23 protein-coding genes and 1 other RNA gene are annotated in these 23,225 nt (G+C 63.1%); 10 read left to right on the forward strand and 14 right to left on the reverse strand.

The genetic code is table 11. The features are described from left to right. Positions 1–21 precede the first annotated feature (21 nt). Entirely contained in the window at positions 22–507 is a 486-nt protein-coding gene (locus tag AC07X6_RS23915) for a sigma-70 family RNA polymerase sigma factor (RefSeq protein WP_494792606.1), read from the reverse strand. 168 nt (positions 508–675) lie between these two features. Here AC07X6_RS23915 and AC07X6_RS23920 point away from each other — a divergent pair, with 168 nt between their 5' ends. Continuing rightward, a complete protein-coding gene (locus AC07X6_RS23920) occupies positions 676–2,319 on the forward strand; it encodes an alpha-D-glucose phosphate-specific phosphoglucomutase (protein WP_494792607.1) in 1,644 nt (547 codons plus the stop codon). Between the two features lie 51 nt (positions 2,320–2,370). On the opposite strand, the gene AC07X6_RS23925 is transcribed toward AC07X6_RS23920, so the two are convergent. Beyond that, on the reverse strand, positions 2,371–3,945 hold the full coding sequence (locus tag AC07X6_RS23925) for a POT-type proton-dependent oligopeptide transporter (RefSeq protein WP_305058582.1): 1,575 nt from the start codon (positions 3,943–3,945) through the stop codon (positions 2,371–2,373). Positions 3,946–4,027: 82 nt separating this feature from the next. After that, positions 4,028–4,609, reverse strand: coding sequence for a GNAT family N-acetyltransferase (locus AC07X6_RS23930; RefSeq protein WP_494792608.1), 582 nt, complete (start codon positions 4,607–4,609; stop codon positions 4,028–4,030). Positions 4,610–4,683: 74 nt separating this feature from the next. Here AC07X6_RS23930 and AC07X6_RS23935 point away from each other — a divergent pair, with 74 nt between their 5' ends. Continuing rightward, on the forward strand, positions 4,684–5,949 hold the full coding sequence (locus tag AC07X6_RS23935) for an MFS transporter (RefSeq protein ID WP_494792609.1): 1,266 nt from the start codon (positions 4,684–4,686) through the stop codon (positions 5,947–5,949). Here AC07X6_RS23935 and AC07X6_RS23940 read toward each other — a convergent pair whose 3' ends face one another. The 3 genes from AC07X6_RS23940 to groES form a co-directional block, all read right to left on the reverse strand. Further along, positions 5,950–6,456 carry a hypothetical protein gene (locus AC07X6_RS23940; RefSeq protein WP_230539795.1) on the reverse strand — a complete coding sequence of 169 codons (507 nt, stop codon included), beginning with the start codon at positions 6,454–6,456 and terminating at the stop codon, positions 5,950–5,952. Positions 6,457–6,641: 185 nt separating this feature from the next. Beyond that, positions 6,642–8,291 carry a chaperonin GroEL gene (gene groL / locus AC07X6_RS23945; protein ID WP_070281377.1) on the reverse strand — a complete coding sequence of 550 codons (1,650 nt, stop codon included), beginning with the start codon at positions 8,289–8,291 and terminating at the stop codon, positions 6,642–6,644. A gap of 50 nt (positions 8,292–8,341) precedes the next feature. After that, positions 8,342–8,632, reverse strand: coding sequence for a co-chaperone GroES (groES, locus tag AC07X6_RS23950; RefSeq protein ID WP_010400979.1), 291 nt, complete (start codon positions 8,630–8,632; stop codon positions 8,342–8,344). A gap of 524 nt (positions 8,633–9,156) precedes the next feature. On the opposite strand from groES, the gene AC07X6_RS23955 reads away from it, so the two are divergent. The 5 genes from AC07X6_RS23955 (at position 9,157) to AC07X6_RS23975 (ending at position 11,419) form a co-directional block, all read left to right on the forward strand. After that, positions 9,157–9,903 carry a hypothetical protein gene (locus tag AC07X6_RS23955; RefSeq protein ID WP_494792610.1) on the forward strand — a complete coding sequence of 249 codons (747 nt, stop codon included), beginning with the start codon at positions 9,157–9,159 and terminating at the stop codon, positions 9,901–9,903. A 129-nt stretch (positions 9,904–10,032) separates the two neighbouring features. Next, entirely contained in the window at positions 10,033–10,323 is a 291-nt protein-coding gene (locus AC07X6_RS23960; protein ID WP_306594795.1) for a DUF904 domain-containing protein, read from the forward strand. Continuing rightward, a complete protein-coding gene (locus AC07X6_RS23965; protein ID WP_034747344.1) occupies positions 10,323–10,634 on the forward strand; it encodes a cell division protein ZapA in 312 nt (103 codons plus the stop codon). The genes AC07X6_RS23960 and AC07X6_RS23965 overlap by 1 nt, the downstream gene beginning before the upstream one ends. A gap of 54 nt (positions 10,635–10,688) precedes the next feature. Next, positions 10,689–10,866: non-coding RNA, 6S RNA (gene ssrS / locus AC07X6_RS23970), on the forward strand. Positions 10,867–10,954: 88 nt separating this feature from the next. Continuing rightward, positions 10,955–11,419 carry an EVE domain-containing protein gene (locus AC07X6_RS23975; protein WP_494792611.1) on the forward strand — a complete coding sequence of 155 codons (465 nt, stop codon included), beginning with the start codon at positions 10,955–10,957 and terminating at the stop codon, positions 11,417–11,419. A gap of 7 nt (positions 11,420–11,426) precedes the next feature. On the opposite strand, the gene lgt is transcribed toward AC07X6_RS23975, so the two are convergent. Together lgt and AC07X6_RS23985 are read right to left on the reverse strand one after the other, a co-directional pair. Continuing rightward, on the reverse strand, positions 11,427–12,251 hold the full coding sequence (gene lgt / locus AC07X6_RS23980) for a prolipoprotein diacylglyceryl transferase (protein WP_494792612.1): 825 nt from the start codon (positions 12,249–12,251) through the stop codon (positions 11,427–11,429). A gap of 78 nt (positions 12,252–12,329) precedes the next feature. Next, a complete protein-coding gene (locus AC07X6_RS23985) occupies positions 12,330–13,241 on the reverse strand; it encodes a LysR family transcriptional regulator (protein WP_494792613.1) in 912 nt (303 codons plus the stop codon). Between the two features lie 173 nt (positions 13,242–13,414). Between AC07X6_RS23985 and ilvD the strand changes: the two genes are divergently transcribed. Continuing rightward, positions 13,415–15,286 carry a dihydroxy-acid dehydratase gene (gene ilvD, locus AC07X6_RS23990; protein WP_230539790.1) on the forward strand — a complete coding sequence of 624 codons (1,872 nt, stop codon included), beginning with the start codon at positions 13,415–13,417 and terminating at the stop codon, positions 15,284–15,286. 220 nt (positions 15,287–15,506) lie between these two features. Then, the gene (locus AC07X6_RS23995; RefSeq protein ID WP_076567973.1) at positions 15,507–15,818 is read left to right on the forward strand and encodes a c-type cytochrome; all 312 of its coding nucleotides are present in this window, start codon (positions 15,507–15,509) and stop codon (positions 15,816–15,818) included. A 21-nt stretch (positions 15,819–15,839) separates the two neighbouring features. Here the strand turns inward: AC07X6_RS23995 and AC07X6_RS24000 are convergent, their stop codons facing one another. After that, positions 15,840–16,862: an NAD-dependent epimerase/dehydratase family protein gene (locus tag AC07X6_RS24000; protein ID WP_494792614.1), complete on the reverse strand. Its 1,023-nt coding sequence runs from the start codon at positions 16,860–16,862 to the stop codon at positions 15,840–15,842. A gap of 91 nt (positions 16,863–16,953) precedes the next feature. Here AC07X6_RS24000 and AC07X6_RS24005 point away from each other — a divergent pair, with 91 nt between their 5' ends. Then, on the forward strand, positions 16,954–17,856 hold the full coding sequence (locus AC07X6_RS24005) for a LysR family transcriptional regulator (RefSeq protein ID WP_494792615.1): 903 nt from the start codon (positions 16,954–16,956) through the stop codon (positions 17,854–17,856). On the opposite strand, the gene AC07X6_RS24010 is transcribed toward AC07X6_RS24005, so the two are convergent. From AC07X6_RS24010 to folD, 5 genes are all read right to left on the reverse strand, one after another. Further along, positions 17,849–18,991: a branched-chain amino acid ABC transporter substrate-binding protein gene (locus AC07X6_RS24010; RefSeq protein ID WP_046686027.1), complete on the reverse strand. Its 1,143-nt coding sequence runs from the start codon at positions 18,989–18,991 to the stop codon at positions 17,849–17,851. The two genes, AC07X6_RS24005 and AC07X6_RS24010, sit on opposite strands and share 8 nt — an antisense overlap. A gap of 266 nt (positions 18,992–19,257) precedes the next feature. Continuing rightward, on the reverse strand, positions 19,258–19,620 hold the full coding sequence (locus AC07X6_RS24015) for a DUF2486 family protein (RefSeq protein ID WP_230539787.1): 363 nt from the start codon (positions 19,618–19,620) through the stop codon (positions 19,258–19,260). Next, positions 19,617–20,042: a DNA polymerase III subunit chi gene (locus AC07X6_RS24020; RefSeq protein ID WP_494792616.1), complete on the reverse strand. Its 426-nt coding sequence runs from the start codon at positions 20,040–20,042 to the stop codon at positions 19,617–19,619. The genes AC07X6_RS24015 and AC07X6_RS24020 overlap by 4 nt, the downstream gene beginning before the upstream one ends. Positions 20,043–20,050: 8 nt before the next feature. Next, positions 20,051–22,135, reverse strand: coding sequence for a M3 family metallopeptidase (locus AC07X6_RS24025; protein ID WP_494792617.1), 2,085 nt, complete (start codon positions 22,133–22,135; stop codon positions 20,051–20,053). 120 nt (positions 22,136–22,255) lie between these two features. Next, on the reverse strand, positions 22,256–23,101 hold the full coding sequence (gene folD, locus AC07X6_RS24030) for a bifunctional methylenetetrahydrofolate dehydrogenase/methenyltetrahydrofolate cyclohydrolase FolD (protein ID WP_070221908.1): 846 nt from the start codon (positions 23,099–23,101) through the stop codon (positions 22,256–22,258). Positions 23,102–23,225: the final 124 nt, after the last annotated feature.

Raw genomic sequence — 23,225 nt, forward strand, 5'->3', positions numbered from 1 at the left:
GGTGGGCGGTCATGGGCGCCATTATGTGGCTTCCCGCAAAGAATGCAACTGCGCCCGGCAACTGAGCATGCCGCGCGCGATATGTTTTTCCACCATGCTCACGGAAATGCCCATGCGCGCGGCGATTTGCGCGTGCGGCAATTCTTCGAAGACGTGCAGCACGAAGGCGTCGCGGCAGCGGGGCGGCAGGGCGTCGATGGCGGCCACGCAGGCTTGCCAGTCCTGGCTGCTTTCCAGCGCCTGTTCCGGCTGCAAATGGCGCGGTGCGGCCGGATGCGCGGCCTCCGGCAGGGCGTCGAGTGCCTCGTGCTGGCGCAGGGCGGCGCGGCGGCGCTGGTCGATCAGCAGGTTGCGCGCCGTGTGGTACAGCAGCGCGCGCGGTTCGCGCACGGCCGTTTCGTCCAGCACGCGCGCATAGCTTTCCTGCACCAGGTCGGCAGCGGCCTCGCGGTTGCGCAAGTTGCGCCAGCAAAAGTTCAACAGTTCTTGGTAATAGCGTGCAACCACGGCGTCCGATGTCTGAGTCCGCAGCCAGGAATGCCGCATATGAGAATGATTCTCATTATACGGTATGCCGGGATGCGGCGTTAAGCGGCTTGCCGCACCGTGGCAGGCGTACAACGCTTTGCCCCGCGGCCCGCATCGGTTAGCATGGGAAGTTAATAGGGAGACAACATGGCTATTCAAGTTATCAATACGGCGCCGATGGCCGGCCAGCGGCCAGGCACTTCGGGATTGCGCAAGAAGGTGGCGGTCTTCAGCGCTCCGCAATACCTGGAAAACTTCGTGCAAAGCGTGTTCGACACGCTGGGCGACTGCCGCGGCCAGACCCTGGTGCTGGGCGGCGACGGGCGTTACTACAACCGCGCGGCCATCCAGACGGTGCTGCGCATGGCGGCCGCGCACGGCTACGCGCGCGTGCTGCTGGGGCAGGGCGGCATTTTGTCGACGCCGGCCGTCAGTTGCGTGATCCGCAAGCATGGCGCCAGCGGCGGCATCATCCTGTCGGCCAGCCATAACCCGGGCGGCCCCGATGGCGATTTCGGCATCAAGTACAACATCGCGAATGGCGGGCCGGCGCCCGAGAAGGTCACGGAAGCCATGTTTGCGCGCACGCAAACGATCCGCGAATACCGCATCAGCGACGCGGCCGACATCGACCTCGACGCCTTGGGCACCGTGCGCATCGAGCAGATGACGGTCGAGGTGATCGATCCGGTTTTCGATTACGCTGAACTGATGCAGCAGCTGTTCGACTTCGACGCCATCCGCGCCCTGTTCGCGGGCGGCCTGCGCATCTGCTTCGACGGCATGCACGCCGTTTCCGGCCCGTATGCGACGGCCATCCTGGAAGGCATGCTGGGCGCGACCAAGGGCAGCGTCATCAACGGCGTGCCCCTGGAAGACTTCGGCGGCGGCCATCCGGACCCGAATCCCGTCAATGCGCGGGAATTGATCGCCATCATGGCAGCCGGAGATGGTGACAATGAGGCCCCCGATTTTGGCGCCGCCTCGGATGGCGACGGCGACCGCAACATGATCGTCGGCCGGCGCTTCGACGTCACGCCCTCGGACAGCCTGGCCATCCTGGCCGCCAACGCCGCCGTGGCGCCCGGCTACCGCGCCGGCTTGAAGGGCATCGCCCGCTCCATGCCGACGTCGGGCGCGGCCGACCGGGTCGCTGGCGCGCTGGGCATCCCCTGCCACGAGACGCCGACGGGCTGGAAGTTCTTCGGCACCCTGCTCGACGCCGGCATGGCCACCCTGTGCGGCGAGGAAAGCTACGGCACGGGCTCGAACCACGTGCGCGAAAAGGATGGCGTATGGGCCGTCTTGTTCTGGCTCAACCTGCTGGCGGAGAAAAAACAATCGGTGGAAGAGATCGTGCGCGCGCACTGGGCCACGTATGGCCGCAACTACTACTCGCGCCACGACTACGAAGACATCGACAGCGCCGGCGCGCAGCAGCTGATGGAAGCCGTGCGCGGCCGGCTGGCCGCCTTGCCGGGCCAGGCGTTCGATGGCTACACGGTGGCGCTGGCCGATGATTTCAGCTACACGGACCCCGTCGACGGTTCCGTGGCGACGCAGCAGGGCATCCGCATCATCATGACGGACGGCGCGCGCATCGTGCTGCGCCTGTCCGGCACGGGCACCGAGGGCGCCACCCTGCGCCTGTACCTGGAGCGCTACGAGGCCGATCCCGCGCAGCACAGTATCCCGACCCAGCAGGCGCTGGCGGGGCTGATCGCCGTGGCGGAAAAAGTGGCGCAGATACGCGCGTGCACGGGGCGCGACGCGCCGAGCGTGACGACGTAAAAAAAGGGCGCCCTAGGGCGCCCTTCTGCATTGCGTTACATCAAACCGTCATCACGCTTTCGCCGGGATGACCGCCTGGCGGTAATTGTCGACCATCTTGTAGCGCTTCGCATACAGACCGAAGGCCAGCATGGCCACCGCGGCAAAGGCGGCGAAGAAGAACATCTGGAAGGCCGTCACGCTGATGCCGCTCTCGGCGATCTTGCCGATCACGCCTTCGTTCATGACGCTGCGGTTGACGATCAGCACCCACAGGTTGCCCACCGTGGTCGACAGATTCCAGAAGCTCATGATGGCGCCCTTCATCGAGACGGGCGCCTGGCTGTAGGCAAACTCCAGGCCCGTGGCCGAGACCAGCACTTCGCCGAACGTCAGCAGGGCGTACGGCAGGATCTGCCACATGATGGAGACGGCATTGCCGCTGTCGAGGGCCAGCTGCAGCAAGCCGATGACGATCCACGCCAGCGAAGAAAAGCCGATGCCGGCCGTCATGCGGCGCAGCGCCGTCGCTTCCAGGCCGAAGCGGTTGAGCATCGGGTACAGCACCAGGTTGTTGAACGGGATCAGCAGCATCACCAGCATCGGGTTCAGCGCCTGCATCTGCGCCGGCAGGAACCAGCTCGGTTTTTCCATGGTGTTCGCCTGCACGATCCACGTCGAGGCCTTCTGGTCGAACAGCGAGAAGAACGGCGTGACGAGGGCGAAGATGACGAGGATGCGCAGCACGGCGCGTACGCCTTCGACGGCTTCGTCAGGGTGGATGCCGCGTGCGCGTTCCAGCTGCATGGCCGTGCCGATGCTGCCGAAGGCCAGCAGCAGGACCAGCGCCGTACACGCGGAAATCACGAAGCCCCATTCGGGAATGCTGTAGAACGCGTACAGGGCGCCGATCACGCCGACGTAGGCCACGTACAGGCCGGGACGCGAACCGCCGTCGACGCGGGCCAGCAGGGCCGTGCGGGCCACGCGGGTGAACGAATCGGGATTCGGCGGCGCCGGCGGCACGTGCACGTATTTTTTCGCGCCCATCCAGAAGACGATGGTGGCGGCCAGCATCATCAGGCCGGGGATGCCGAAGGCGATCGACGGGCCGAAGTCGCGCAGGAACATCGGCATCAGCAGCGAGGCGAAGAAGGAGCCGAAGTTGATGATCCAGTAGAACAGGTCGAAGACCAGCTTGGCCTTGTGCTTGTTGGTCTGGTCGAACTGGTCGCCGACGAACGAGGCGACCAGGGGCTTGATGCCGCCGGAACCGAAGGCGATCAGGAACAGGCCGAAATAGAAGCCGTTGACGCTGTTTTCAAACAGGGCCAGGCAGGCATGGCCCGCGCAATACACAAGGCTGAGCCAGAAGATGGTGTTGTACTTGCCGAAGAAGCGGTCGGCCAGCCAGCCGCCCAGCAGCGGGAAGAAATACACGCCGATGACGAAGGTATGGAACACGTGCTTGGCTTCGCCCGTGCGCTGGTCGATCGGGATCATCAGCAGCAGGGTGCTGATGAGGAATGGCGTCAGGATGTTGCGCATGCCATAAAAGCTGAAGCGTTCGCAGCCCTCGTTGGCGATGATGTACGGTATTTGCCGCGGCATTTTGCCCGTGGCGGTTTGTGTCTCGGCCGATGACATTGGCTCTCCCCCAAGTTTTTTTTGTAAGCCGCGATGCTAAGGCCTGCCGCGTTTGCTTGCAACAGAAAAAACGGCCTGTCCGCTATTTCGCAGGGATTTGTAAGGTATTGATTTTCATAAAGACATTACTTTCGGCACTTGCACTTGCACTTGCACTTGCACTGGCACGAGCGGGGCGGGGCAGCAACAGCTGCATTTGCAGCATGCCATCCGCTGCGGGGCTGTCCGCCAGGGTAAATCCGCAGCCCAGGTACAGGCTCAATGCCGCGTGGTTGTCCTGCGCCACGGCCAGGCGCACGCGGCCCAGTTCGGGAATGGCGCAGGCATGGGCGATGGCGGCCTGCACCAACTGCCGTCCCGCGCCATGCCCGCGTGCCTGCGGCGCCACGTACACGCCCCACAGGCTGGCCTTGTCATGCACGACGGCGATCGGTTCGCGGCGCAGGCCGGCCATGGCGATCAATTGTTCCTCGTGGAAGGCGCCAAATATTATTTGGTGGGAAGAGGCGCGTAAGCGCTGGGCTATCTGTGCCAGCGGCAAGCCGCTTTCCGCCGCGTACGTGGTGCAGAAGGCGGCGGGCAGTTCGGCGATGCCGGCCAGGCGCAGCGCGCGGTAGGCGGGCGCGTCGTCTGGCGCGAGGGGGCGGATGGTGATGGCGGGCATGTGGGCGAGTATCGGGCTTTGATGCCAGAAAGTAAACCTTGCCGTCCAGCGCCGCCATCCTTAAGATCTGCCGCATGAAACCTGTACCGAGCCCTTCCCCTGATATGTCCGCTGGCGCGGCTCTGACGCCGGCGCGCGAGCGCGCGATGCTGTGGCTACTTGCGCTGACGCAATTTACCGTCATCATGGATTTCATGGTGATGATGCCGCTGGCGCCCCAGCTGATGCAGGCCTTCCACATCGGCCCGGCTGCCGTCTCGGGCGCCGTCTCGGCCTACGCCTGGTGCGCGGGACTATCCGGCTTGCTGGCAGCCACGTATATCGACCGCTTCGACCGCAAGAAGCTGCTGTTGACCATGTTTTGCCTGTTCACCGTGTCGAACCTCGCTTGCGCGCTGGCGCCGAACTTCCATGTGCTGCTGTGGTCGCGCGCCTTTGCGGGGCTGACGGGCGGCGTGCTGGGCGCCATCGTCATGGCCATCATCGGCGACGTGATTCCCGCCGAGCGGCGCGGCGCGGCCACGGGCGTCGTCATGACCTCGTTTGCCATGGCGGCCGTGGGCGGCGTGCCCATCGGCGTGGTGCTGGCCGCGCACTTTGGCTGGGCTTCGCCGTTTTTCCTGCTGGTCGCGCTGTCGCTGCTGGTCTGGCTGGGCGCGGCGCGCGTGCTGCCATCGCTGACGGCGCACATGGGCGCCGCTGCCACGCCGCTGCGCCAGGTGCTGCCGAACCTGCTGGCGCTGTTCCGGGAACGGCGCCACCTGCAAGCGTTTTCCTTGTCCATTGTCAATATGACGGCCGGCATGCTGGTCATTCCCTTCATTTCGCCCGTGCTGGTGGGCAATATGGGGCTGGCGCCGGCCGACGTCACCTGGGTCTACCTGGCGGGCGGCTGCGCCACGATCTTCACGGCGCGCCTGATCGGCCGCTGGGCGGACCGGGCCGGCAAGCAGCAGGTGTACCGCTGGGTGTCCTTGCTGTCGATCGCGCCGCTGCTGTTCATGACGCACTTGCCCCAGCTGCCGCTGCTGGCGCTGATGCTGGCGTTTCCCTTCTTTATGGCCCTCGTCTCGGGCCGCATGGTACCGCTGCAGGCGCTGCTGACGACGATACCGGAACCGCACAAGCGGGGCGCGTTTCTCAGCGCCAATTCAGCCCTGCAAAGTTTTGGCAGCGGCCTGGGCGCCTGGCTGGGCGGCCTGACCCTGCAGACGGATGCGGCCGGCCACATCAGCGGCTATGGCATCAATGGCTGGCTGGCGGCGGGCTTGTCGCTGTGGACGGTGTGGTGGGTGGCGCGCGTGCGCGGCGCGGCGCCGCAGGGGGCCCCGCGTAGGTAGTTATTGGGTGGCGATGCGCTGCATGGGCGCATTGTCCTTGCGCCATTGCTCCAGGCTGATCAGCTCACCGCTGACGACGTCGTCGACGAGGATGCGCTTGCCATCCTGGGAAACGACGAAACTCTCCCAGCGGTGCGCCGCATCCGGCGTGTTTTCCACGAAGTTCAGGTCATAGTAGGGCTTGCCATCGATGAGGCGCGCATCGGGCGACGTTTCCATCACGGCGCCGTGGGCGCGGCCGCCGGACGCCTTTTCGATATGCGCCGACCAGGCCTTGATCTCCGGCAATGCCATCAGCGCATCGACGGCGCGCGCGCTCTGCTCCGGCGCCGGGCTGCTGGCGGCCGGGGTATTGGTGCCGTGCGGTGCGGCCTGCTGGTGCAGGTAGAAAGCGCCGAGCCCGGCGGCCAGCAAGCCGGCCAGGATGCCGGCGATGATGGTGGTTTTGGAAGAAGAGGCGCGTGGCTGCATGATGGTGGCGTGAGAAAGAGGGACGATGGCGGCCATGCTAAAGCAAAACGTGCAGGCGGGCAATCGTTGAAATTTCTAAAAAGCAAGACGAAAAAAAGCCACCTTCCGTAGAAGATGGCTCTCGGGGCTGCCGGGCAGGCGCTGGCAGCTTTTGGTCTGCCAGTCCAGTCCCGGCGTATGCGGCCAGTCGCGCCGTCGCCTGCGCGACCGGCCGCCGGACATTACATCATGCCGTCCATGCCGCCCATGCCGCCCATACCACCCATGCCGCCGCCCATGCCGCCGGCTGCCTTGTCGTCAGCGATTTCGCAGACCATGCAGTCGGTCGTCAGCATCAGCGAAGCGATCGAAGCGGCGTTTTGCAGCGCCGAACGGGTCACTTTAGCTGGGTCCAGGACGCCCATTTCCACCATGTCGCCATACGTGCCGTTGGCAGCGTTGTAGCCGTAGTTGCCCGAGCCAGCCAGTACGGCTGCCACGACGACCGAAGCTTCTTCGCCGGCGTTTTGCACGATCATGCGCAGTGGCTCTTCCATTGCGCGCAGGACGATCTTGATACCAGCGTCTTGATCAGGATTGTCGCCCTTGACCGTGATGTTGGCGCGTGCGCGCAGCAGGGCTACGCCGCCGCCTGGCACGATGCCTTCTTCCACGGCAGCGCGGGTGGCGTGCAGTGCATCTTCAACGCGGGCTTTTTTCTCTTTCATTTCGACTTCGGTGGCTGCGCCAACCTTGATCACGGCAACGCCGCCAGCCAGTTTGGCCACGCGCTCTTGCAGTTTTTCACGGTCGTAGTCCGAGGTCGCTTCTTCGATCTGTACGCGCACTTGTTTCACGCGTGCTTCGATCGAGGCAGCTTCGCCGGCGCCATCGATGACGATGGTGTTTTCCTTGCCCACTTCGATGCGTTTCGCCTGGCCCAGTTCGGCCAGGGTCACTTTTTCCAGGGTCAGGCCGACTTCTTCAGCGATGACCTGGCCGCCGGTCAGGACAGCGATGTCTTCCAGCATGGCTTTGCGGCGGTCGCCGAAGCCAGGTGCTTTCACTGCGCAGGTTTTCAGGATGCCGCGGATGTTGTTCACAACCAGGGTAGCCAGCGCTTCGCCTTCGATGTCTTCCGCGATGATCAGCAGTGGACGGCCAGCTTTGGCGACTTGTTCCAGTACCGGCAGCAGGTCACGGATGTTCGAGATTTTCTTGTCGCACAGCAGGACGAATGGGCTGTCCAGGACGGCAACTTGTTTCTCTGGGTTGTTGATGAAGTATGGCGACAGGTAGCCGCGGTCGAACTGCATGCCTTCAACGATGTCCAGCTCGTCGTTCAGCGACTTGCCGTCTTCTACGGTGATGACGCCTTCTTTGCCGACTTTTTCCATCGCTTCAGCGATACGCTCGCCGATCGAGTAGTCCGAGTTGGCCGAGATCGCGCCAACCTGGGCGATTTCCTTGGTCGTGGTGCAAGGACGGGCGATTTTCGCCAGTTCTTCGACGGTCGCTGCAACAGCTTTGTCGATACCGCGCTTCAGGTCCATCGGGTTCATGCCGGCGGCAACGAACTTCATGCCTTCGCGCACGATGGCTTGTGCCAGCACGGTGGCGGTGGTGGTGCCGTCGCCGGCGTTGTCGCTGGTGCGGGAAGCAACTTCCTTGACCATTTGCGCGCCCATGTTCATGAGCTTGTCTTTGAGTTCAACTTCTTTCGCTACCGAAACACCATCCTTGGTGACGGTAGGGGCGCCGAACGAGCGCTCCAGGACCACGTTGCGGCCTTTCGGGCCCAGCGTTACTTTGACTGCGTTGGCGAGGATGTTGACGCCTTCGACCATCTTGGCGCGCGCTGCGTCGCCGAATACTACTTCTTTAGCTGCCATGTTCAATTCTCCTGAGTTTCGGGATGTATCTGTCTACAACGTGGAAACAATTACTTGACGACGATCGCCATGATGTCTTCTTCGCGCATGACCAGCAGCTCATCGCCGTCAACTTTGACGGTTTGGCCGGCGTACTTGCCGAACAGGACGCGGTCGCCCACTTTGACATCCAGAGGACGGACTTTGCCGTCGTCGAGAATCTTGCCATTGCCTACGGCAAGGACTTCGCCTTGATCCGGTTTTTCAGCAGCTGCATCAGGAATGATGAGGCCGGACGCAGTCTTGGTTTCCTGGTCGAGGCGTTTGACGATGACGCGATCGTTCAATGGGCGCAGATTCATACAAAACTCCTTAAAGTTCAATGGATAAGTGTTGCTAAATGAATACATGCCTGGCACAGCGCCAGGCGTGCTTTCAGTGACCGCCGTTGAAAGCAGCCCGCAACGGTCAAGCAAACCCCATGTCATCCTGTCCTTGCCTGTCTCCGGCAGTGGTGCATCGCGGCGTCGCCCGCCGCGTAGCGTTCCCTGCAGTGGTCTGGCAAGCACCATCAGTCCTGAGGATTGCTACGAAAGAGTTTGTTAGCACTCTCTACTAACGAGTGCTAATTATAGGGACGGTAGGGGGCTTATTCAAGGGCTTATTCTCCGGGAAGATATGCATAGACGTTCTGTGCAGCCTGCATTTACGCAGGGTTTGCGCAAACGCAAGCCTTGTTCCCGGGCGTCAGCAACAGGCGCGACTCTAGCATGGCCGCCAGGGGAGGGGCGTTCCTTTACGCACAGGAAACAGAGTTTTGCTATGGAATTTGATAAGATGATTGCAATTGCATATCAATATCCCTCTTCGCGCCAGAAAGCACGCCATGCCATTGACTTATTCCCGTCCCGCCCTGCGCCTGCTCGGTGCCGCCCTCGTCGGCCTCGCCTGCCTGGGCAATGCCGCCGCGCAAACGCCCACCATTCTCGACGAGATCACCGTGGCCACCCTGACGCCGCTGGAAAAGGACATGCTGCTCAACGAGCTGTTCAATGACCTCAACAAGGATGACGACGACCAGGAAGCGCACGTGTGGGACAACGGCGGCGACCGTGGCGCGCTGGTGAAAGTCACGTATAACTTCAGCAACTCCGGCATGACGGAACACAGCCTGAAGGCGCACGTCTGCCGCGACCTGAAATTCGTCGTCACGGCGGGCGACAAGTCGCAAGACCTGAGCCGCCGCACCTGTTCGCAGAACAGCGGACGCTGGGATGTGCAGGGCAAGGACCCGGCGCCCGTCGCGTATCCGCCTTTCCTGTCCGACGTCACCATCGCCAGGCTGAATGCGAAGGAACAGAAATCCTTGCTGACGGCCGCCGTGCGTACCTTGAAAGATGAAGAGGATGGCAAGACGCGCCAGTGGAGCAACAAAGGCTTGGGCAATGCGGCGCCGCTGGCAGTGCGCCTGACGCCCTCGGGGACGGACGCCAAACCTGGCAGCTACCACCGTACTTGCCGCGACTTGACGATGGTGCTTGACGGCAAGGGCGGACAACAGACGCTGGTGCGCCGCTCTTGCGAAAACCGCTATGGCGGTCTCGATATCGAACCCGATTACGTCGACGAGTAAAACGCTGCCATCGCGGCGCCGGCGGATGCGTGCAGATGGCGAAAAGCGCCGGAAAAAGTGTGTATTGTCCGCCAACTGCCCTGCATTGATGTAAATATGTGTGACAGCGGCGTGATTCGATTGACGCCCATGGAGCGTCCGCCCTATAGTGGCGGGATGATTTCCGAATTCAACGAATTATCCGACAAAATAGGCCTGCTGGCCGAAATGACCCATGCGCTGCGCCGTGAAAACGCGCAATTGCGCAAGGACAATGCCGCGCTGGCCGCCGAGAATGCCCTGTATGTGCAACGCATGCGCGAGGCGCAGGAGCGCGTGGAAGCGTTGCTGGAAAAAATTCCCGAACTGGTGCAAGCTGGCCTGGAGCAAGCTGCTTCGGAAGCGGGCGCTTATATTGCCGAGAACGAGAAGGAAGCGTAATGCCGCGTGTCGATGTCAATATCATGGGCCAGTCCTACAGCATGGTGTGCCGCGACGGCGAAGAGCGCGCGCTGCGCGAAGCGGCGATCTATCTCGATAGCAAAATGAAAGCCATCCGCGACGCGGGCAAGGTCAAGGGCAACGACCGCATCGCCGTGCTGGCCGCCCTGGGCGTGGCTGCGGAATTCCTCTCCGTAAAATCGCCGCAAGGTCCGCTGTCGGAATTGACGATACTGGAAGTGAAGCAAAAGATCTCGGCCATGCACACGGTTCTGGACAGCGCACTGACGCCCCAGGAAAACCTTTTTTAAGCGGACACGCTACGATTTGTCTTTGCGATGCGCGATCAAAGGAGTAAACTTGGGTCTACCCTGCGGTGTTCGCGATTGCCATATATTCCTTGAACCATTTATGCGCATCGGTTGCGAATTTTGTTTGATGGGAGTGAGCGTCGCTCGTTCGACGAACCCGAAATTGAACTAACGTGACCACCTTGAACCGTTTGGTTCGGGATGCCGGCATAGCGGCACAGGCGGGGCCCAATTCGCAGTACCTTGTAGTACAACTGAAAACGGTTGCCGCATCATGCGCAACCGTTTTTTTACGCCTGTCGCTTTGATACGGAGTCTGCATGAAACAATACTGGCTGATGAAATCCGAACCCGATGAAGTGAGCATCGATGACCTGATGGCGGCGCCCGCGCACACCTTGCCCTGGTTTGGCGTGCGCAACTACCAGGCGCGCAACTTCATGCGCGACGGCATGCGCCCTGGCGATGGCGTGCTGTTCTATCATTCGAGTTGCCCGCAGCCGGGCGTGGCGGGCGTGGCCGAAGTGGCCAGCGGCGCCTATCCCGATCACAGCCAGTTTGAAGAAGGTGGAAAGTATTTCGACCCGAAAGCCACGCCTGAACAGCCGCGCTGGATCAGCGTCGACGTGCGGGGCCTGAAAAAGACGGCGCTGCTGCCCCTGTCCGAGATGCGCCAGATGCCGGAACTGGAAGACATGCTGCTGCTCAAGAAGGGCAGCCGCCTGTCCATCACGCCTGTGACGCCGGCGCAATGGAAAGTGATTACAAGCAAGCTACAGGCTTGACTGCTCCTCAGGCCGGGCGGGCCTTGGTGGGCGGCGTGCCCATCACCTGGCTTTTATATGCCCACACGAGCAGCGCGATGGCGCCGACGATCATCGGCAGGGACAGCATCTGGCCCGAGGTGATCGGCACGCCCAGCCACACGACTTCCCAGTCCGGCGTGCGGAAGTATTCCGTGAAGAAGCGCGCGCAGCCGTACAAGAGGGTGAACATGGCACCCACGGCCATGCGCGGGCGTTGCTTGCGCGCATATAGCCACAGGATGATGAACACTAAAATGCCGTCGACCAGCATCTGGTAGATCGGCGACGGGTGCACGGGATACGGAATGCCCGGCCACTGCATGGCCCACGGCAGGGTTTCCGGGGCGATGCGGCCAGGCAGTTCGGCATTGATGAAGTTGCCCAGGCGGCCGGCCGCGTAGCCGAGCGGCACCAGCGGGGCGATGAAGTCGAGCACGTCGAACAGGTTGCGGCCCGCCTTGCGGCTCCACAGGTACATGGCCAGGATGACGCCGAGGAAGCCGCCATGGAAGGACATGCCGCCATGCCAGACCATGAAGATCTCCAGCGGGTTCTGCATGAAGTATTCGGGACGGTAGAACAGCACTTCGCCCAGGCGCCCGCCGATCACCACGCCCAGCATGCCGTAGAACAGCATGTCGTCGAGGTCTTCCTTCTTCCAGCCCAGCACGGCGATATGCGGCTGCCTGATGCGCACGCGGCCCAGGATAATGAACAGGGCGAAGGCCAGCACATACATCAGGCCGTACCAGTGCACGGCGAGCGGGCCGATCTGGATTGCTATCGGGTCGGGCATCGGGTGTATCAGCATGGATTTCTTTCTTTGTTTAAAGCCAAGGTTGCGTAGTATGGGGGCGCTTGCGGTTTTTTGCCTTAGCGGCCACTTAATTTAATCGGCGGCTGCGCCGATCTGCTTGCGCAGCAGCGCCAAAAAGCCTTGCAGCACGGCGGACGGATTGTCGCGGCGCCAGGCCAGGCCCGTTTCCACCAGCGGCGTAGCATCCTGCAGCGGCCTGTATTCTACGCCCGGGCGCATCAGATTCGATACCGATTGTGGCACAAGCGCGATGCCCATGCCAGCCGAGACGAGGCTGACGATGGTTTGCATCTGGATCGCTTCCTGGCCGATCATGGGCGTCACGCCGGCCGCGCGGAACACGCCGAGGATGGCGTCGTGCAGGGCGGGCGAGATCGCGCGCGGGAAAATGATCAGGGGCAGGGGCGGCACGTCGCGCAGGCGCACGGGCCCCGGCGTATTCAATATGGCGAGGCCGGACGGCGCGGCCAGCACCAGCGGCTCGGCCAGCACGGGCAGGTAATCGAGCGCCTCTTTCGCCTTCTCGGGCAGGGGCGGGATCAGCAGGCCCGCATCCGTGCGTCCGGCCAGCAGTTCCTCCAGCTGCAGATCCGAGGTGGCTTCCTGCAGCTGGATCTGCACCTGCGGATAGGCCGTCTGGTAGGCGCGCAGCAAGGGCGGCAGCACGCTGTAGTCGGCCGAGGAGACAAACGCCAGGCTCAGACGCCCCGCCTCGCCCTGCGCGGCCCGCCGCACCAGCGCGGGCAAATCGAGCGCCTGCGCCAGCATCCGGCGCGCCTCGGGCAGCAGGGCGCTGCCGGCCGGCGTCAGCTGCACTTCGCGGCGCGTGCGCACGAACAGGGGCGCGCCCAGCAATTCTTCCAGCGCCATGATGGTTTGCGACAGGGGCGGCTGCGTCATGTGCAGGCGCGCGGCGGCGCGGCCGAAGTGCAATTCTTCGGCGACGGTGACAAAGTAGCGCAGCTGGCGCAGTTCGAGGTTCATATGCGTTTCCATGCGGATTGAATGCTGTGATATGTAAAACGACTCACAGGCACGTGCATCATATATTTGACAGTGGCGCGCGCGCAAGGCAATCTGGCGTACCCCCACTGCATGCAGGGTTTTGCTGGAAATCCGCGCAGTCAGGCATCAATCATCCTTGGAAGGACCCCATCATGCCGCAATACCGCTCCCGCACCACCACCCACGGCCGCAACATGGCTGGCGCCCGCGCCCTGTGGCGCGCCACCGGCATGAAGGATGGCGACTTCGACAAGCCGATCATCGCCGTCGTCAACTCATTTACCCAGTTCGTGCCCGGTCACGTGCATCTGAAGGACCTGGGACAGATGGTGGCGCGCGAAATCGAGGCGGCCGGCGGCGTGGCCAAGGAATTCAACACCATCGCCGTCGATGACGGCATCGCCATGGGCCACGGCGGCATGCTGTATTCGCTGCCCTCGCGCGACCTGATCGCCGACTCCGTCGAATACATGGTCAACGCCCACTGCGCCGACGCCATGGTGTGCATCTCGAACTGCGACAAGATCACGCCGGGCATGCTGATGGCCGCCATGCGCATCAATATCCCCGTCGTGTTTATTTCCGGCGGGCCGATGGAAGCGGGCAAGGTCGTCAAGGTGGTCAACGGCACGCAAAAGATCATCAAGCTGGACCTGGTCGACGCCATGATCAAGGCCGGCGACAGCACCGTCTCCGACGCCGACGTGGCGGAAATCGAACGTTCCGCCTGCCCCACCTGCGGCTCGTGCTCCGGCATGTTCACGGCCAACTCGATGAACTGCCTGACGGAAGCGCTGGGCCTGGCCCTGCCCGGCAACGGCACGATTCTGGCCACGCACTCGGACCGCCAGCAGCTGTTCCTGCGCGCGGGCCGTTTGATCGTGGAACTGGCCAAGCGCCACTACGAGCAGGACGATTACTCGGTGCTGCCACGCTCGATCGCCACCAAGGCGGCGTTTGAAAACGCCATGGCGCTCGACGTTTCCATGGGCGGCTCGACGAATACCGTGCTGCACCTGCTGGCCGCCGCGCACGAGGCGGAGGTGGAATTCACGATGGCCGACATCGACCGCATCTCGCGCAAGGTGCCTTGCCTGTGCAAGGTGGCGCCGATGACGGACAAATACCATATCGAAGACGTGCACCGCGCGGGCGGCATCGTGGGCATCCTGGGCGAACTGGCGCGCGCCGGCTTGCTCAACACGACCCTGCCGACGATCCACGCGCCGACCCTGGCCGACGCCATCGCGCAAAACGACATCATGTGCACGGATAACCCCGCCGTGCATGAACTGTTCCGCGCCGCCCCGGGCGGCGTGCCGACGCAGACGGCGTTTTCGCAGTCCGAGCGCTTCGCTGCCGTCGACACGGACCGCAGCACGGGCTGCATCCGCGACAAGGCCCACGCCTACTCGCAGGATGGCGGCCTGGCCGTCTTGTACGGCAACCTGGCGGAAAAGGGCTGCATCGTCAAGACGGCAGGCGTCGATGAAAGCATTTTGAAATTCTCGGGCAAGGCGCGCGTGTTCGAAAGCCAGGATTCCGCTGTTGAAGCGATTTTGGCCGATACCGTGCACGAAGGCGACGTCGTCATCATTCGCTACGAAGGCCCGAAAGGCGGTCCTGGCATGCAGGAAATGCTGTACCCGACCTCGTACATCAAGTCCAAGGGCCTGGGCAAGGCGTGCGCGCTGTTCACGGACGGGCGCTTCTCGGGCGGTTCCTCGGGCCTGGTGATCGGCCACGCCTCGCCGGAAGCGGCCGAAGGCGGCGCCATCGGCCTGGTGGAAGAGGGCGACTTCATCGACATCGACATCCCCGAGCGCACCATCAACCTGCGCATCACGGATGCTGAGCTGGCCGCGCGCCGCGCCGCCATGGAAGCGAAGGGCGACGCGGCCTGGCTGCCCGTCAACCGCGAGCGCTACGTGTCGCAGGCGCTGCAGGCGTATGCGGCGCTGACGACGTCGGCCGACCGGGGCGCCGTGCGCGACTTGTCGCAATTGAAGAAGCAGAAACGCTGATCTGTTGCGCCGGTACGACGGCCGGCCCCGTTTGACGATGCGGGGCCGTTCGTCGTTACATCGCCTTACAAACAACATGGTCATGGGCGCGCAGATGGGGCAGAATAGGACTGCCTTCTGACGACATTGCGTTACTACATTGAAACGCTTGATCTGGGCTCGTGGTGCATCTGCGGAAACACAGTAAAATGCCGCAGGAAGTAACTTTGGAGAAAAGACAATGAAACGTTTTATGTTGGTGAGTGTATTGGCCGTATCGGCTCTGGCATCGCAAGCAGCGTTGGCCAATCCGGATCTGGCGAAAGCCAAAAACTGCATGGCATGCCACGCGGTGAGCACGAAACTGGTGGGTCCCGCGTATAAGGACGTGGCGGCCAAGTACGCCGGTCAGAAAGACGCGGAAGCCAAGCTCGTGGCGAAAGTCATGAAGGGCGGTTCCGGCACCTGGGGCGCGATCCCGATGCCAGCCAACCCGCAAGTGAGCGAGGCGGAAGCCCGCACCCTGGTCAAATGGGTGCTGGCACAGAAATAATCTGTGCCGCAGTATCTGCAATCAGCGCGCCGGCAATCCCGGCGCGTTTTTTTTGCCCGCTGCCTTATGCAGATTGCCCATGCCCTCCAGTGTCGCCCGCACCGCTTCGTCGAGCGGCGTATGCGGCTCCTGGCCCAGCACGGCCTGCAGCCGCGCATTGTCCATGGATAGAGGCGTTTGCCACAGGTAGCGCATCTCGCGCATTTCGCGCAGGGTCGCCACGAACGGCGATGCCAGCGTCACCAGCCACCACGGGAAGCGCCGGATGGCGGGCGCGGTTCCTGTCGCCTGTTCCACCACGCGGGCGATCGCGCCCGTCATTTGCCGGCCGTCGCGGTCCCAGTGGCCGGCCATGTGAAAGCGCGCAAATGGGGGCAAGGTGGCGCGGACATCCAGCAATTGCAGCATCGTGCGCGCCACGTCGGGCAGGTAGGACCATTGGTGGCCCACGCCGGGCGCGCCCGGATACAGCACGCTGCGCACGCTCTGGCCCGGTTTCACGAGACCCTGCGAAAACCAGTTATTGCCGGCGCGGGGGCCGAAGAAGTCGCCGGCGCGCACGATCAGCACGCGCGCGCCCTGCGTGCTGGCCCGTTCCAGCCGTGCTTCCAGTTCCACGCGGATGGCGCCCTTGCGCGTGAGCGGATGTTGCGGCGCGTCTTCAGCCAGTAAGTCGTCCGGCGCGGGAAAGGCGTCGGGGCCAAAGTTGTAGACGGTGCCGGGCAGCACGATGGTGGCGCCTTCGGCGATGGCCGCGGCAATCGTGTTGTCGAGCATGGGGAGCACCAGCCGGCCCCAGTGGCGGTAGCCGGGCGGGTTGACGGCGTGCACGATGACGGCGCAGCCTTGCGCGGCGGCCAGCACGTCCGTGCGCGACAGCGCATCGCCGCGCAGCCATTCGATGTTATCTCGCCGTGGCGATGGCGTTTCTCCCCGCGTCAGGGCGCGCACCTGCCAGCCCGCCGCCAATAGCTGGCGCACCATCTCGCCGCCGATACCGCCCGTGGCGCCCAGTACCAATGCCGTGTTTTTCGTGTTCTCCATCCTGACCTCCGTGTGGTTGATGGTGCCAGTATCTGCCGCGCAGGGTTAATTGGGAATTGACGAGCATCGAGTACAGACTATACATTTATGTATGACTACCGCCATTCCCTGGGAATACTACCGTTCGCTGCTGGCCGTGCTGAAGCACGGCTCCCTGTCCGGCGCGGCCCGTGCGCTGGGCATCACGCAGCCCACCGCCGGCCGGCATATCGCCGCGCTTGAGCAGGCGCTGGGCGCGACCCTGTTTACGCGCTCCCAGCAGGGTTTGCTGCCCACGGAAGTGGCCCTGGCGTTGCGGCCCCATGCGGAAACCATGGAACACACGGCGGCCCTGATGCAGCGGGCGGCCAGCAGCCAGGGGCAGGGCGTGGCTGGCGTCGTGCGCATCGCGGCCAGCGAAGTGGTGGGCGTGGAAGTGCTGCCGCCGATATTGGCCCGCCTGCGCGCGCGCCATCCGGGCCTGGTCATTGAATTGGTATTGAGCAACAAGGTGCAGGATTTGCTGCGCCGGGAAGCGGATATCGCCGTGCGCATGCTGCGTCCGCGCCAGGAGCAACTGGTGGCGCGCAAGGTGGGCGAGATCGAGCTGGGCCTGCATGCGCACGCGGATTACCTGGCGAGCCATGGCACGCCGGCGGGATTGCTTGATCTGGCGCAACACGCCGTCATCGGCTACGACGAGGCAAGCCCGTTCGTGCGCAACGCGGGTGCGGCCTTCCAGGGTTTTTCGCGGGACAACTTTGCCTGGCGCAGCGACAGCGACCTGGCGCAACTGGCATTGATCCGCGCGGGCGCCGGCATCGGCGTGTGCCAGGCGAGGGTGGCGGCGCGCGATCCGGCCCTGCGGCGCGTGTTGCCGCAGGCGTTTTCGCTGCCGATGGAAACCTGGGTCACCATGCATGAAGACTTGCGCGGCAGCCTGCGCTGCCGCGCCACCTTCGACGCGCTGGCCGAAGGTTTACTGGCTTACGTGGCCGGGCAGCCGCTTACTTGACGACTTCCATCTTGGTTTTCTTGCCATCCCGATACGTGAACAGGGTCAGCGCGCCATCCTTGATGTCGCCGTTGGCGTCGAACGAGATCGGCCCCGTCACGCCCTGGTAGTGCACCTTGGCCAGGAATGGCAGGTAGACGGACGGTTTCGACGATTTGGCATCCTGCATGGCGGTGGCCATGGTCATCACGGCATCGTAAACGTACGGCGCGTACAGCTGCACTTCCATATTGTATTTCTGCTTGTAGCGGGCGCGGAAATCGTCCATGCCTTTTTGCTGCGCGCCCGTCACGCCGCCCGCTTCCGCGCAGGTGACCATGTCTTCGCCCACGGCGTCGCCCGCCAGCTTGCCCAGCGGTTCCGTGCACAGGCCGTCGCCGCCCATGAACTTGGCCTTGATGCCCAGCGCCTTCATCTGGCGCAGCATGGGGCCGCCCACGGAATCCATGCCGCCAAAGAAGATCAGGTCGGGATTTTTCGACTTGATGCTGGTCAAAATGGCATTGAAGTCCGTCGCGTTGGCATTGGTAAATTCCTTGCCGACGATTTGCACGCCAGGTGCCGCCTTCTTGGCGCCCTTGACGAACTGTTCCGCCACGCCCTGGCCGTAGGCCGTGCGGTCGTCGATGACGGCGATTTTCTTCGCTTGCAGCTTGCCGACGGCATACGCGCCCAACGTTCCCCCCAGCTTGTTGTCATTGGCCACCACGCGGAAGGCTGTGTTGAATTTTTGCTGGGTATAGGTCGGGTTGGTGGCGGCCGGCGAAATCTGCGGAATGCCGGCATTGAAGTAAATGCGCGAGGCGGGAATCGTCGTGCCCGAGTTCAGGTGGCCGACGACGCCGTTGACCTTGGCGTCGACGAGCTTTTGCGCCACGGCCGTGCCCTGCTTGGGATCGGCCGCGTCATCTTCGGGCACCAGCACGAATTTGACGGCTTTGCCGTCGATCTTGAAGCCTTTGGCGTTCAAATCCTCGATCGCCATCTTGGCCGCATTCTCATTATCCTTGCCCAGGTGGGAGCTGGCGCCAGAGACCGGGGCGACGTGGCCGATCTTGATGATTTCCTGTGCGCCCGCGTGGCCGGCAAAGGCGAGGGCGAGGGCGAGAGGAAGGACTTTGGTCTTGAGCAGCATAAACATTCTCCAATGGATAAAGATACGGCGGCGTCTCGTGAAAAACCGCTTCGACAGGCGGTGCGTGTGAAGAAAGGTACAACAAAAAACAGGCGGCGCAAAGCCGCATTTCGGCCTTTTTACATTTTGTCGCAACAATCACCAAAGTGAGGCGCGATGCACCGATTTCGCAGGCGCGAGCGCACCAAAGAATGGCATTGGGAGAAGGAATAGGGTAGATCGGGTAGGTCGGGTTAGCGCGCAGCGCGTAACCCGACTGCTCAGGGCTATGCGGGAGGGTGCAGGTGACCTAATTCATGGCTGACCGCATGCGCCACGATCTGTTCCAGCGATTGCTGCAAGTCTTCGCGCAGGGCGCCGCGCATGCCGATCAGGGCGTTTTGCAGGGCCGTCTGCAGGACGTGGGCGATGCGCTCTTCCAGCAGATGGTCGATCTTGCCCTGTACTTGATGCAGGATGCGCTGCGTGAGCCGCTGTTCGATGGCGTCCCAGTCGGGCTGCACGACGCTTGGCGGCAATGCCGGCGCTTCTTCGAAAGCAGGCGCAGCAGGTGCGACGGGCGCCACCTCCGGCCCCAGCAGCACTTCCGTCAGCAGGGGGATGCCCTGGTCGAATGGCGGCTGGTTCATGCTTTACCCGCGACGAAGTGCGTGGGCTGCACGTCTTGCTGCCGGTAGTGCAGGAAGCGCTGGCGGCCCGCCTGCGCATCCTGTTCATCCATGGAAACGATTTCGAACACGCGCTGGAAATCGGCGTAATTGGCGGGCGGCAACTGCGACAGGTTGACGAGGATATCGTGGTGCGGCAGCTCGGCGGCCGCGTCATCGGTCAGGATGATGGGCGTTTGCGCCGCCAGCGGGTCGCCGGCCAGCACGTGCGGCAGGAAATCCGTGGCGGAAATGGTCCACATGGCGCAGTTCAAGGCGTCGAGCTGGGCGCCGTCTTGCGCCAGCACGACGACCTTGTTGCCGGCCATGTAGGCCTTGCGCACCAGGCGGCAGGCATACGCCAGCTTGTCGGGCACATTCGTATGAAAATTGACACGCGTCATGACATCCCTCAGGCTGCCATGCCGCTGTGGCGCAGCAGGGCGTCGATCGACGGCTCGCGGCCGCGGAAGGCCGTGAACGATTCCAGCGCGGGGCGCGAGCCGCCGACGGACAGAATTTCCTGCAGGTAACGCTTGCCTGCCGCCGTCGTGGCGGCCGGCCCCAGCGCCCTGGCTTCTTCAAACGCCGCATAGGCGTCGGCGGACAGCACCTCGGCCCATTTGTAGCTGTAGTAGCCAGCCGCGTAGCCGCCGGAGAAGATATGCCCGAAGGAATTCTGGAAGCGGTTGAACGGGGGCGGGATGATCAGCGCGAACTTGGCGCGCACGCCGTCGATCAGCTGCTGCACGGTCTGGCCCGTGCCGGCATCGTAGTCATAGTGCAGATGCATGTCGAGCAAGGAGAACTCCACCTGGCGCAGGGTTTGCAGGCCGGACTGGAAATTCTTGGCGGCCAGCATCTTGTCGTACAGGGCGCGGGGCAGCGGCTCGCCCGTGACGGCATGCGCCGTCATGTGTTCGAGCACTTCCCATTCCCAGCAGAAATTTTCCATGAATTGCGACGGCAGTTCCACGGCATCCCATTCGACGCCGGCAATGCCCGACACGCCCAGCTCGTCGACGACGGTCAGCATATGGTGCAAGCCATGGCCGAACTCGTGGAACAGGGTGATCACTTCATCGTGGGTGAACAGCGCCGGCTGGGCCTGGCCATCGACCACGGCTGGCTGCGTGAAATTGCAGGTCAGATAGGCGATCGGCGTTTGCACGTGCTGTGCGTCGGCGCGGCGGCCGCGCGCATCGTCCATCCAGGCGCCGCCGCTCTTGCCGGCGCGCGCATACAGGTCCAGGTAGAACTGGCCGACCAGCTGGCCGTCGCGCTCGATGCGGTAAAAACGCACGTCCGGGTGCCAGACGGGCGCCGTATCGGGCTTGATCTCGACCGCGAACAGGTTCTGGATCTGGCGGAACAAGCCGTCGATCACCTTGTGTTCAGGGAAATACTGTTTGACTTCCTGGGCCGAGAACGCGTAGCGGCGTTCCTGCAGCTTTTCGGAGGCGTACGGCACGTCCCACGCCTGCAGCTCGTCCAGGCCCAGCTCTTCCTTGGCGAATTGTTTCAGTTCTGATAAGTCCTTCTCGGCGAACGGACGCGCGCGCTTGGCCAGGTCTTCCAGGAAGGCGATGACTTGCGCCGGCGAGGTGGCCATCTTGGAGACGAGCGACACTTCGGCGAAATTGGCGTAGCCGAGCAATTGTGCCTCTTCGTTGCGCAGACGCAACAAGGTAACGATGTTCCGGGTATTGTCCCAGTCTTCTTTCTTGCTGAAGACCTCGCCCTGGTCCGACGCCTTGGTGGCGTTGGCGCGGTAGATGGTTTCGCGCAGCGCGCGCTTGTCGGCAAACTGCAGGATCGGGTAATACGACGGGAAGTGCAGCGAGAATTCGTACCCTTGCTTGCCGGCTTTTTCGGCGGCGGCGCGCGCGGCCGCCTTCACGTCGTCGGGCAAGCCGGCCAGGTCGCTTTCGTTCTCGACCAGCAACTTATAGTCATTCGTGGCGTCGAGCACGTTTTCGGAAAAACGCGTACCGACGGCCGCATGTTCTTCCTGGATGGCGCCGAAGCGCTCTTTCTTGTCCTCGGGCAACTCGGCGCCGCCCAGGCGGAAGTCGCGCACGGCATTCTCGACGATGCGCTGGCGCGCCGGCGACAGGCTGGCGAAATCGGCGCGGGCCTGCAATTGCTTGTATTTGCCGAAGAGGATTTCGTTCTGGCCCAGCTCGGTCAAGAACTCTGTCACCTTGGGCAGGTTGGCATTGTAGGCGGCGCGCAGTTCCGGCGTATCGATCACGCTATTTAAATGGTTGACGATGCTCCAGGCGCGGCCCAGGGTTTCGGCGATCTGGTCCTGGGGCGCGACGAAGTTGTCCCAGCTCACTTCTTCCATGGGCGCTTCCAGCTGCGCCACGGTGGCGCGCGCCTGTTCCAGGAGGGTATCGATGGCGGGCGTGACATGCTCGTGCGTGATCGCGTCGAAGCGTGGCAGGCCGGAAAAATCAAGCAGGGGATTGGTATTCATCGTCGGTTCGTCCATTCTGTCTTCATATATGGAGCGCCTGAAAAACGTTCAGGGCAAGGCGCGGTGCCGAAGGCAGTACGAATAGTACGGCGAGGCACTGCAACGCAGCCATGGACGTTTTCTCAGGTGTTCCTCTTAAATGCGCTCTGCGGCCTCGACGGTATTCATTAATAACATCGTGATCGTCATCGGGCCCACGCCGCCGGGCACGGGCGTGATGTGGGACGCGATTTCTTTCACTCCGGCAAAATCCACGTCGCCGCACAGCTTGCCGTCATCGTCGCGGTTCATGCCCACGTCGATGACGATGGCGCCCGGCTTGACCATGTCGGCCGTCAGGGTGTTGCGGCGGCCGACGGCGGCCACGACCACGTCCGCCTGGCGCGTGTACAGGCCCAGATCCGGGGTCGCACTATGGCAGATGGTGACGGTAGCGTTCGCTTGCAAGAGCAGCAGGGCCATCGGCTTGCCGACCGTGTTGCTGCGGCCGATGACGACGGCGTGCTTGCCGCGCAAGTCCACGCCCGTGCTTTCGATCAGTTTCATGCAGCCGTACGGCGTGCACGGGCGGAAGCCGGGCAAGCCCGTCATCAGTTCGCCGGCGCTCAGGACGGAATAGCCGTCCACGTCTTTCGTCGTGGCGATCGCTTCGATGACCTTGTGCGGGTTGATGTGCTTGGGCAAAGGCATCTGCACGAGGATGCCGTGGATGGCGGGATCCGCGTTCAGGCTGGCGATGCGTGCCAGCAAGTCCGCTTCGGACAGGTCCGCTTCATATTTTTCCAGCACCGAGTGGAAACCCACGTCGCCGCACGCCTTGACCTTGTTGCGGACATATACCTGGCTGGCCGGGTCTTCGCCGACGAGGATCACGGCCAGGCCGGGCTGGGTGCCCTTGGCCGTGAGGGCGGCGGCGCGCGTGGCGATTTCGCTGCGCAGTTTTTGGGAGAGGGCGATTCCGTCGATCAGTTGTGCTGGCATGGTAGGGAGGCTGTGTGGGAGGGAAAAGACAGATTATAAAGCCGGGCGGCGCAAAGGGGCGGTTTTGGCGCCAAGCCGTTATGTTAAAAAGCGGGCCAGAGACGCGGGCCTGAGAAAATGCCGA

This window comes from Janthinobacterium sp. GW460-12-1-14-LB5, assembly GCF_059423585.1.

Coding starts and splice junctions, on each gene's coding strand:
- groL (WP_070281377.1), bottom strand. CDS start 8,291: ATGGCAGCTAAAGAAGTAGTATTCGGCGACGCAGCGCGCGCCAAGATG.
- AC07X6_RS23975 (WP_494792611.1), top strand. CDS start 10,955: ATGAAACAATACTGGCTGATGAAATCCGAACCCGATGAAGTGAGCATC.
- ilvD (WP_230539790.1), top strand. CDS start 13,415: ATGCCGCAATACCGCTCCCGCACCACCACCCACGGCCGCAACATGGCT.
- AC07X6_RS23960 (WP_306594795.1), top strand. CDS start 10,033: ATGGAGCGTCCGCCCTATAGTGGCGGGATGATTTCCGAATTCAACGAA.
- AC07X6_RS23940 (WP_230539795.1), bottom strand. CDS start 6,456: ATGGCCGCCATCGTCCCTCTTTCTCACGCCACCATCATGCAGCCACGC.
- AC07X6_RS23965 (WP_034747344.1), top strand. CDS start 10,323: ATGCCGCGTGTCGATGTCAATATCATGGGCCAGTCCTACAGCATGGTG.
- AC07X6_RS24000 (WP_494792614.1), bottom strand. CDS start 16,862: ATGGAGAACACGAAAAACACGGCATTGGTACTGGGCGCCACGGGCGGT.
- AC07X6_RS24025 (WP_494792617.1), bottom strand. CDS start 22,135: ATGGACGAACCGACGATGAATACCAATCCCCTGCTTGATTTTTCCGGC.
- AC07X6_RS23955 (WP_494792610.1), top strand. CDS start 9,157: ATGCCATTGACTTATTCCCGTCCCGCCCTGCGCCTGCTCGGTGCCGCC.
- AC07X6_RS24010 (WP_046686027.1), bottom strand. CDS start 18,991: ATGCTGCTCAAGACCAAAGTCCTTCCTCTCGCCCTCGCCCTCGCCTTT.
- folD (WP_070221908.1), bottom strand. CDS start 23,101: ATGCCAGCACAACTGATCGACGGAATCGCCCTCTCCCAAAAACTGCGC.
- AC07X6_RS24005 (WP_494792615.1), top strand. CDS start 16,954: ATGACTACCGCCATTCCCTGGGAATACTACCGTTCGCTGCTGGCCGTG.
- groES (WP_010400979.1), bottom strand. CDS start 8,632: ATGAATCTGCGCCCATTGAACGATCGCGTCATCGTCAAACGCCTCGAC.
- AC07X6_RS23925 (WP_305058582.1), bottom strand. CDS start 3,945: ATGTCATCGGCCGAGACACAAACCGCCACGGGCAAAATGCCGCGGCAA.
- AC07X6_RS23935 (WP_494792609.1), top strand. CDS start 4,684: ATGAAACCTGTACCGAGCCCTTCCCCTGATATGTCCGCTGGCGCGGCT.
- AC07X6_RS24020 (WP_494792616.1), bottom strand. CDS start 20,042: ATGACGCGTGTCAATTTTCATACGAATGTGCCCGACAAGCTGGCGTAT.
- AC07X6_RS23920 (WP_494792607.1), top strand. CDS start 676: ATGGCTATTCAAGTTATCAATACGGCGCCGATGGCCGGCCAGCGGCCA.
- AC07X6_RS23930 (WP_494792608.1), bottom strand. CDS start 4,609: ATGCCCGCCATCACCATCCGCCCCCTCGCGCCAGACGACGCGCCCGCC.
- lgt (WP_494792612.1), bottom strand. CDS start 12,251: ATGCTGATACACCCGATGCCCGACCCGATAGCAATCCAGATCGGCCCG.
- AC07X6_RS24015 (WP_230539787.1), bottom strand. CDS start 19,620: ATGAACCAGCCGCCATTCGACCAGGGCATCCCCCTGCTGACGGAAGTG.
- AC07X6_RS23995 (WP_076567973.1), top strand. CDS start 15,507: ATGAAACGTTTTATGTTGGTGAGTGTATTGGCCGTATCGGCTCTGGCA.
- AC07X6_RS23985 (WP_494792613.1), bottom strand. CDS start 13,241: ATGAACCTCGAACTGCGCCAGCTGCGCTACTTTGTCACCGTCGCCGAA.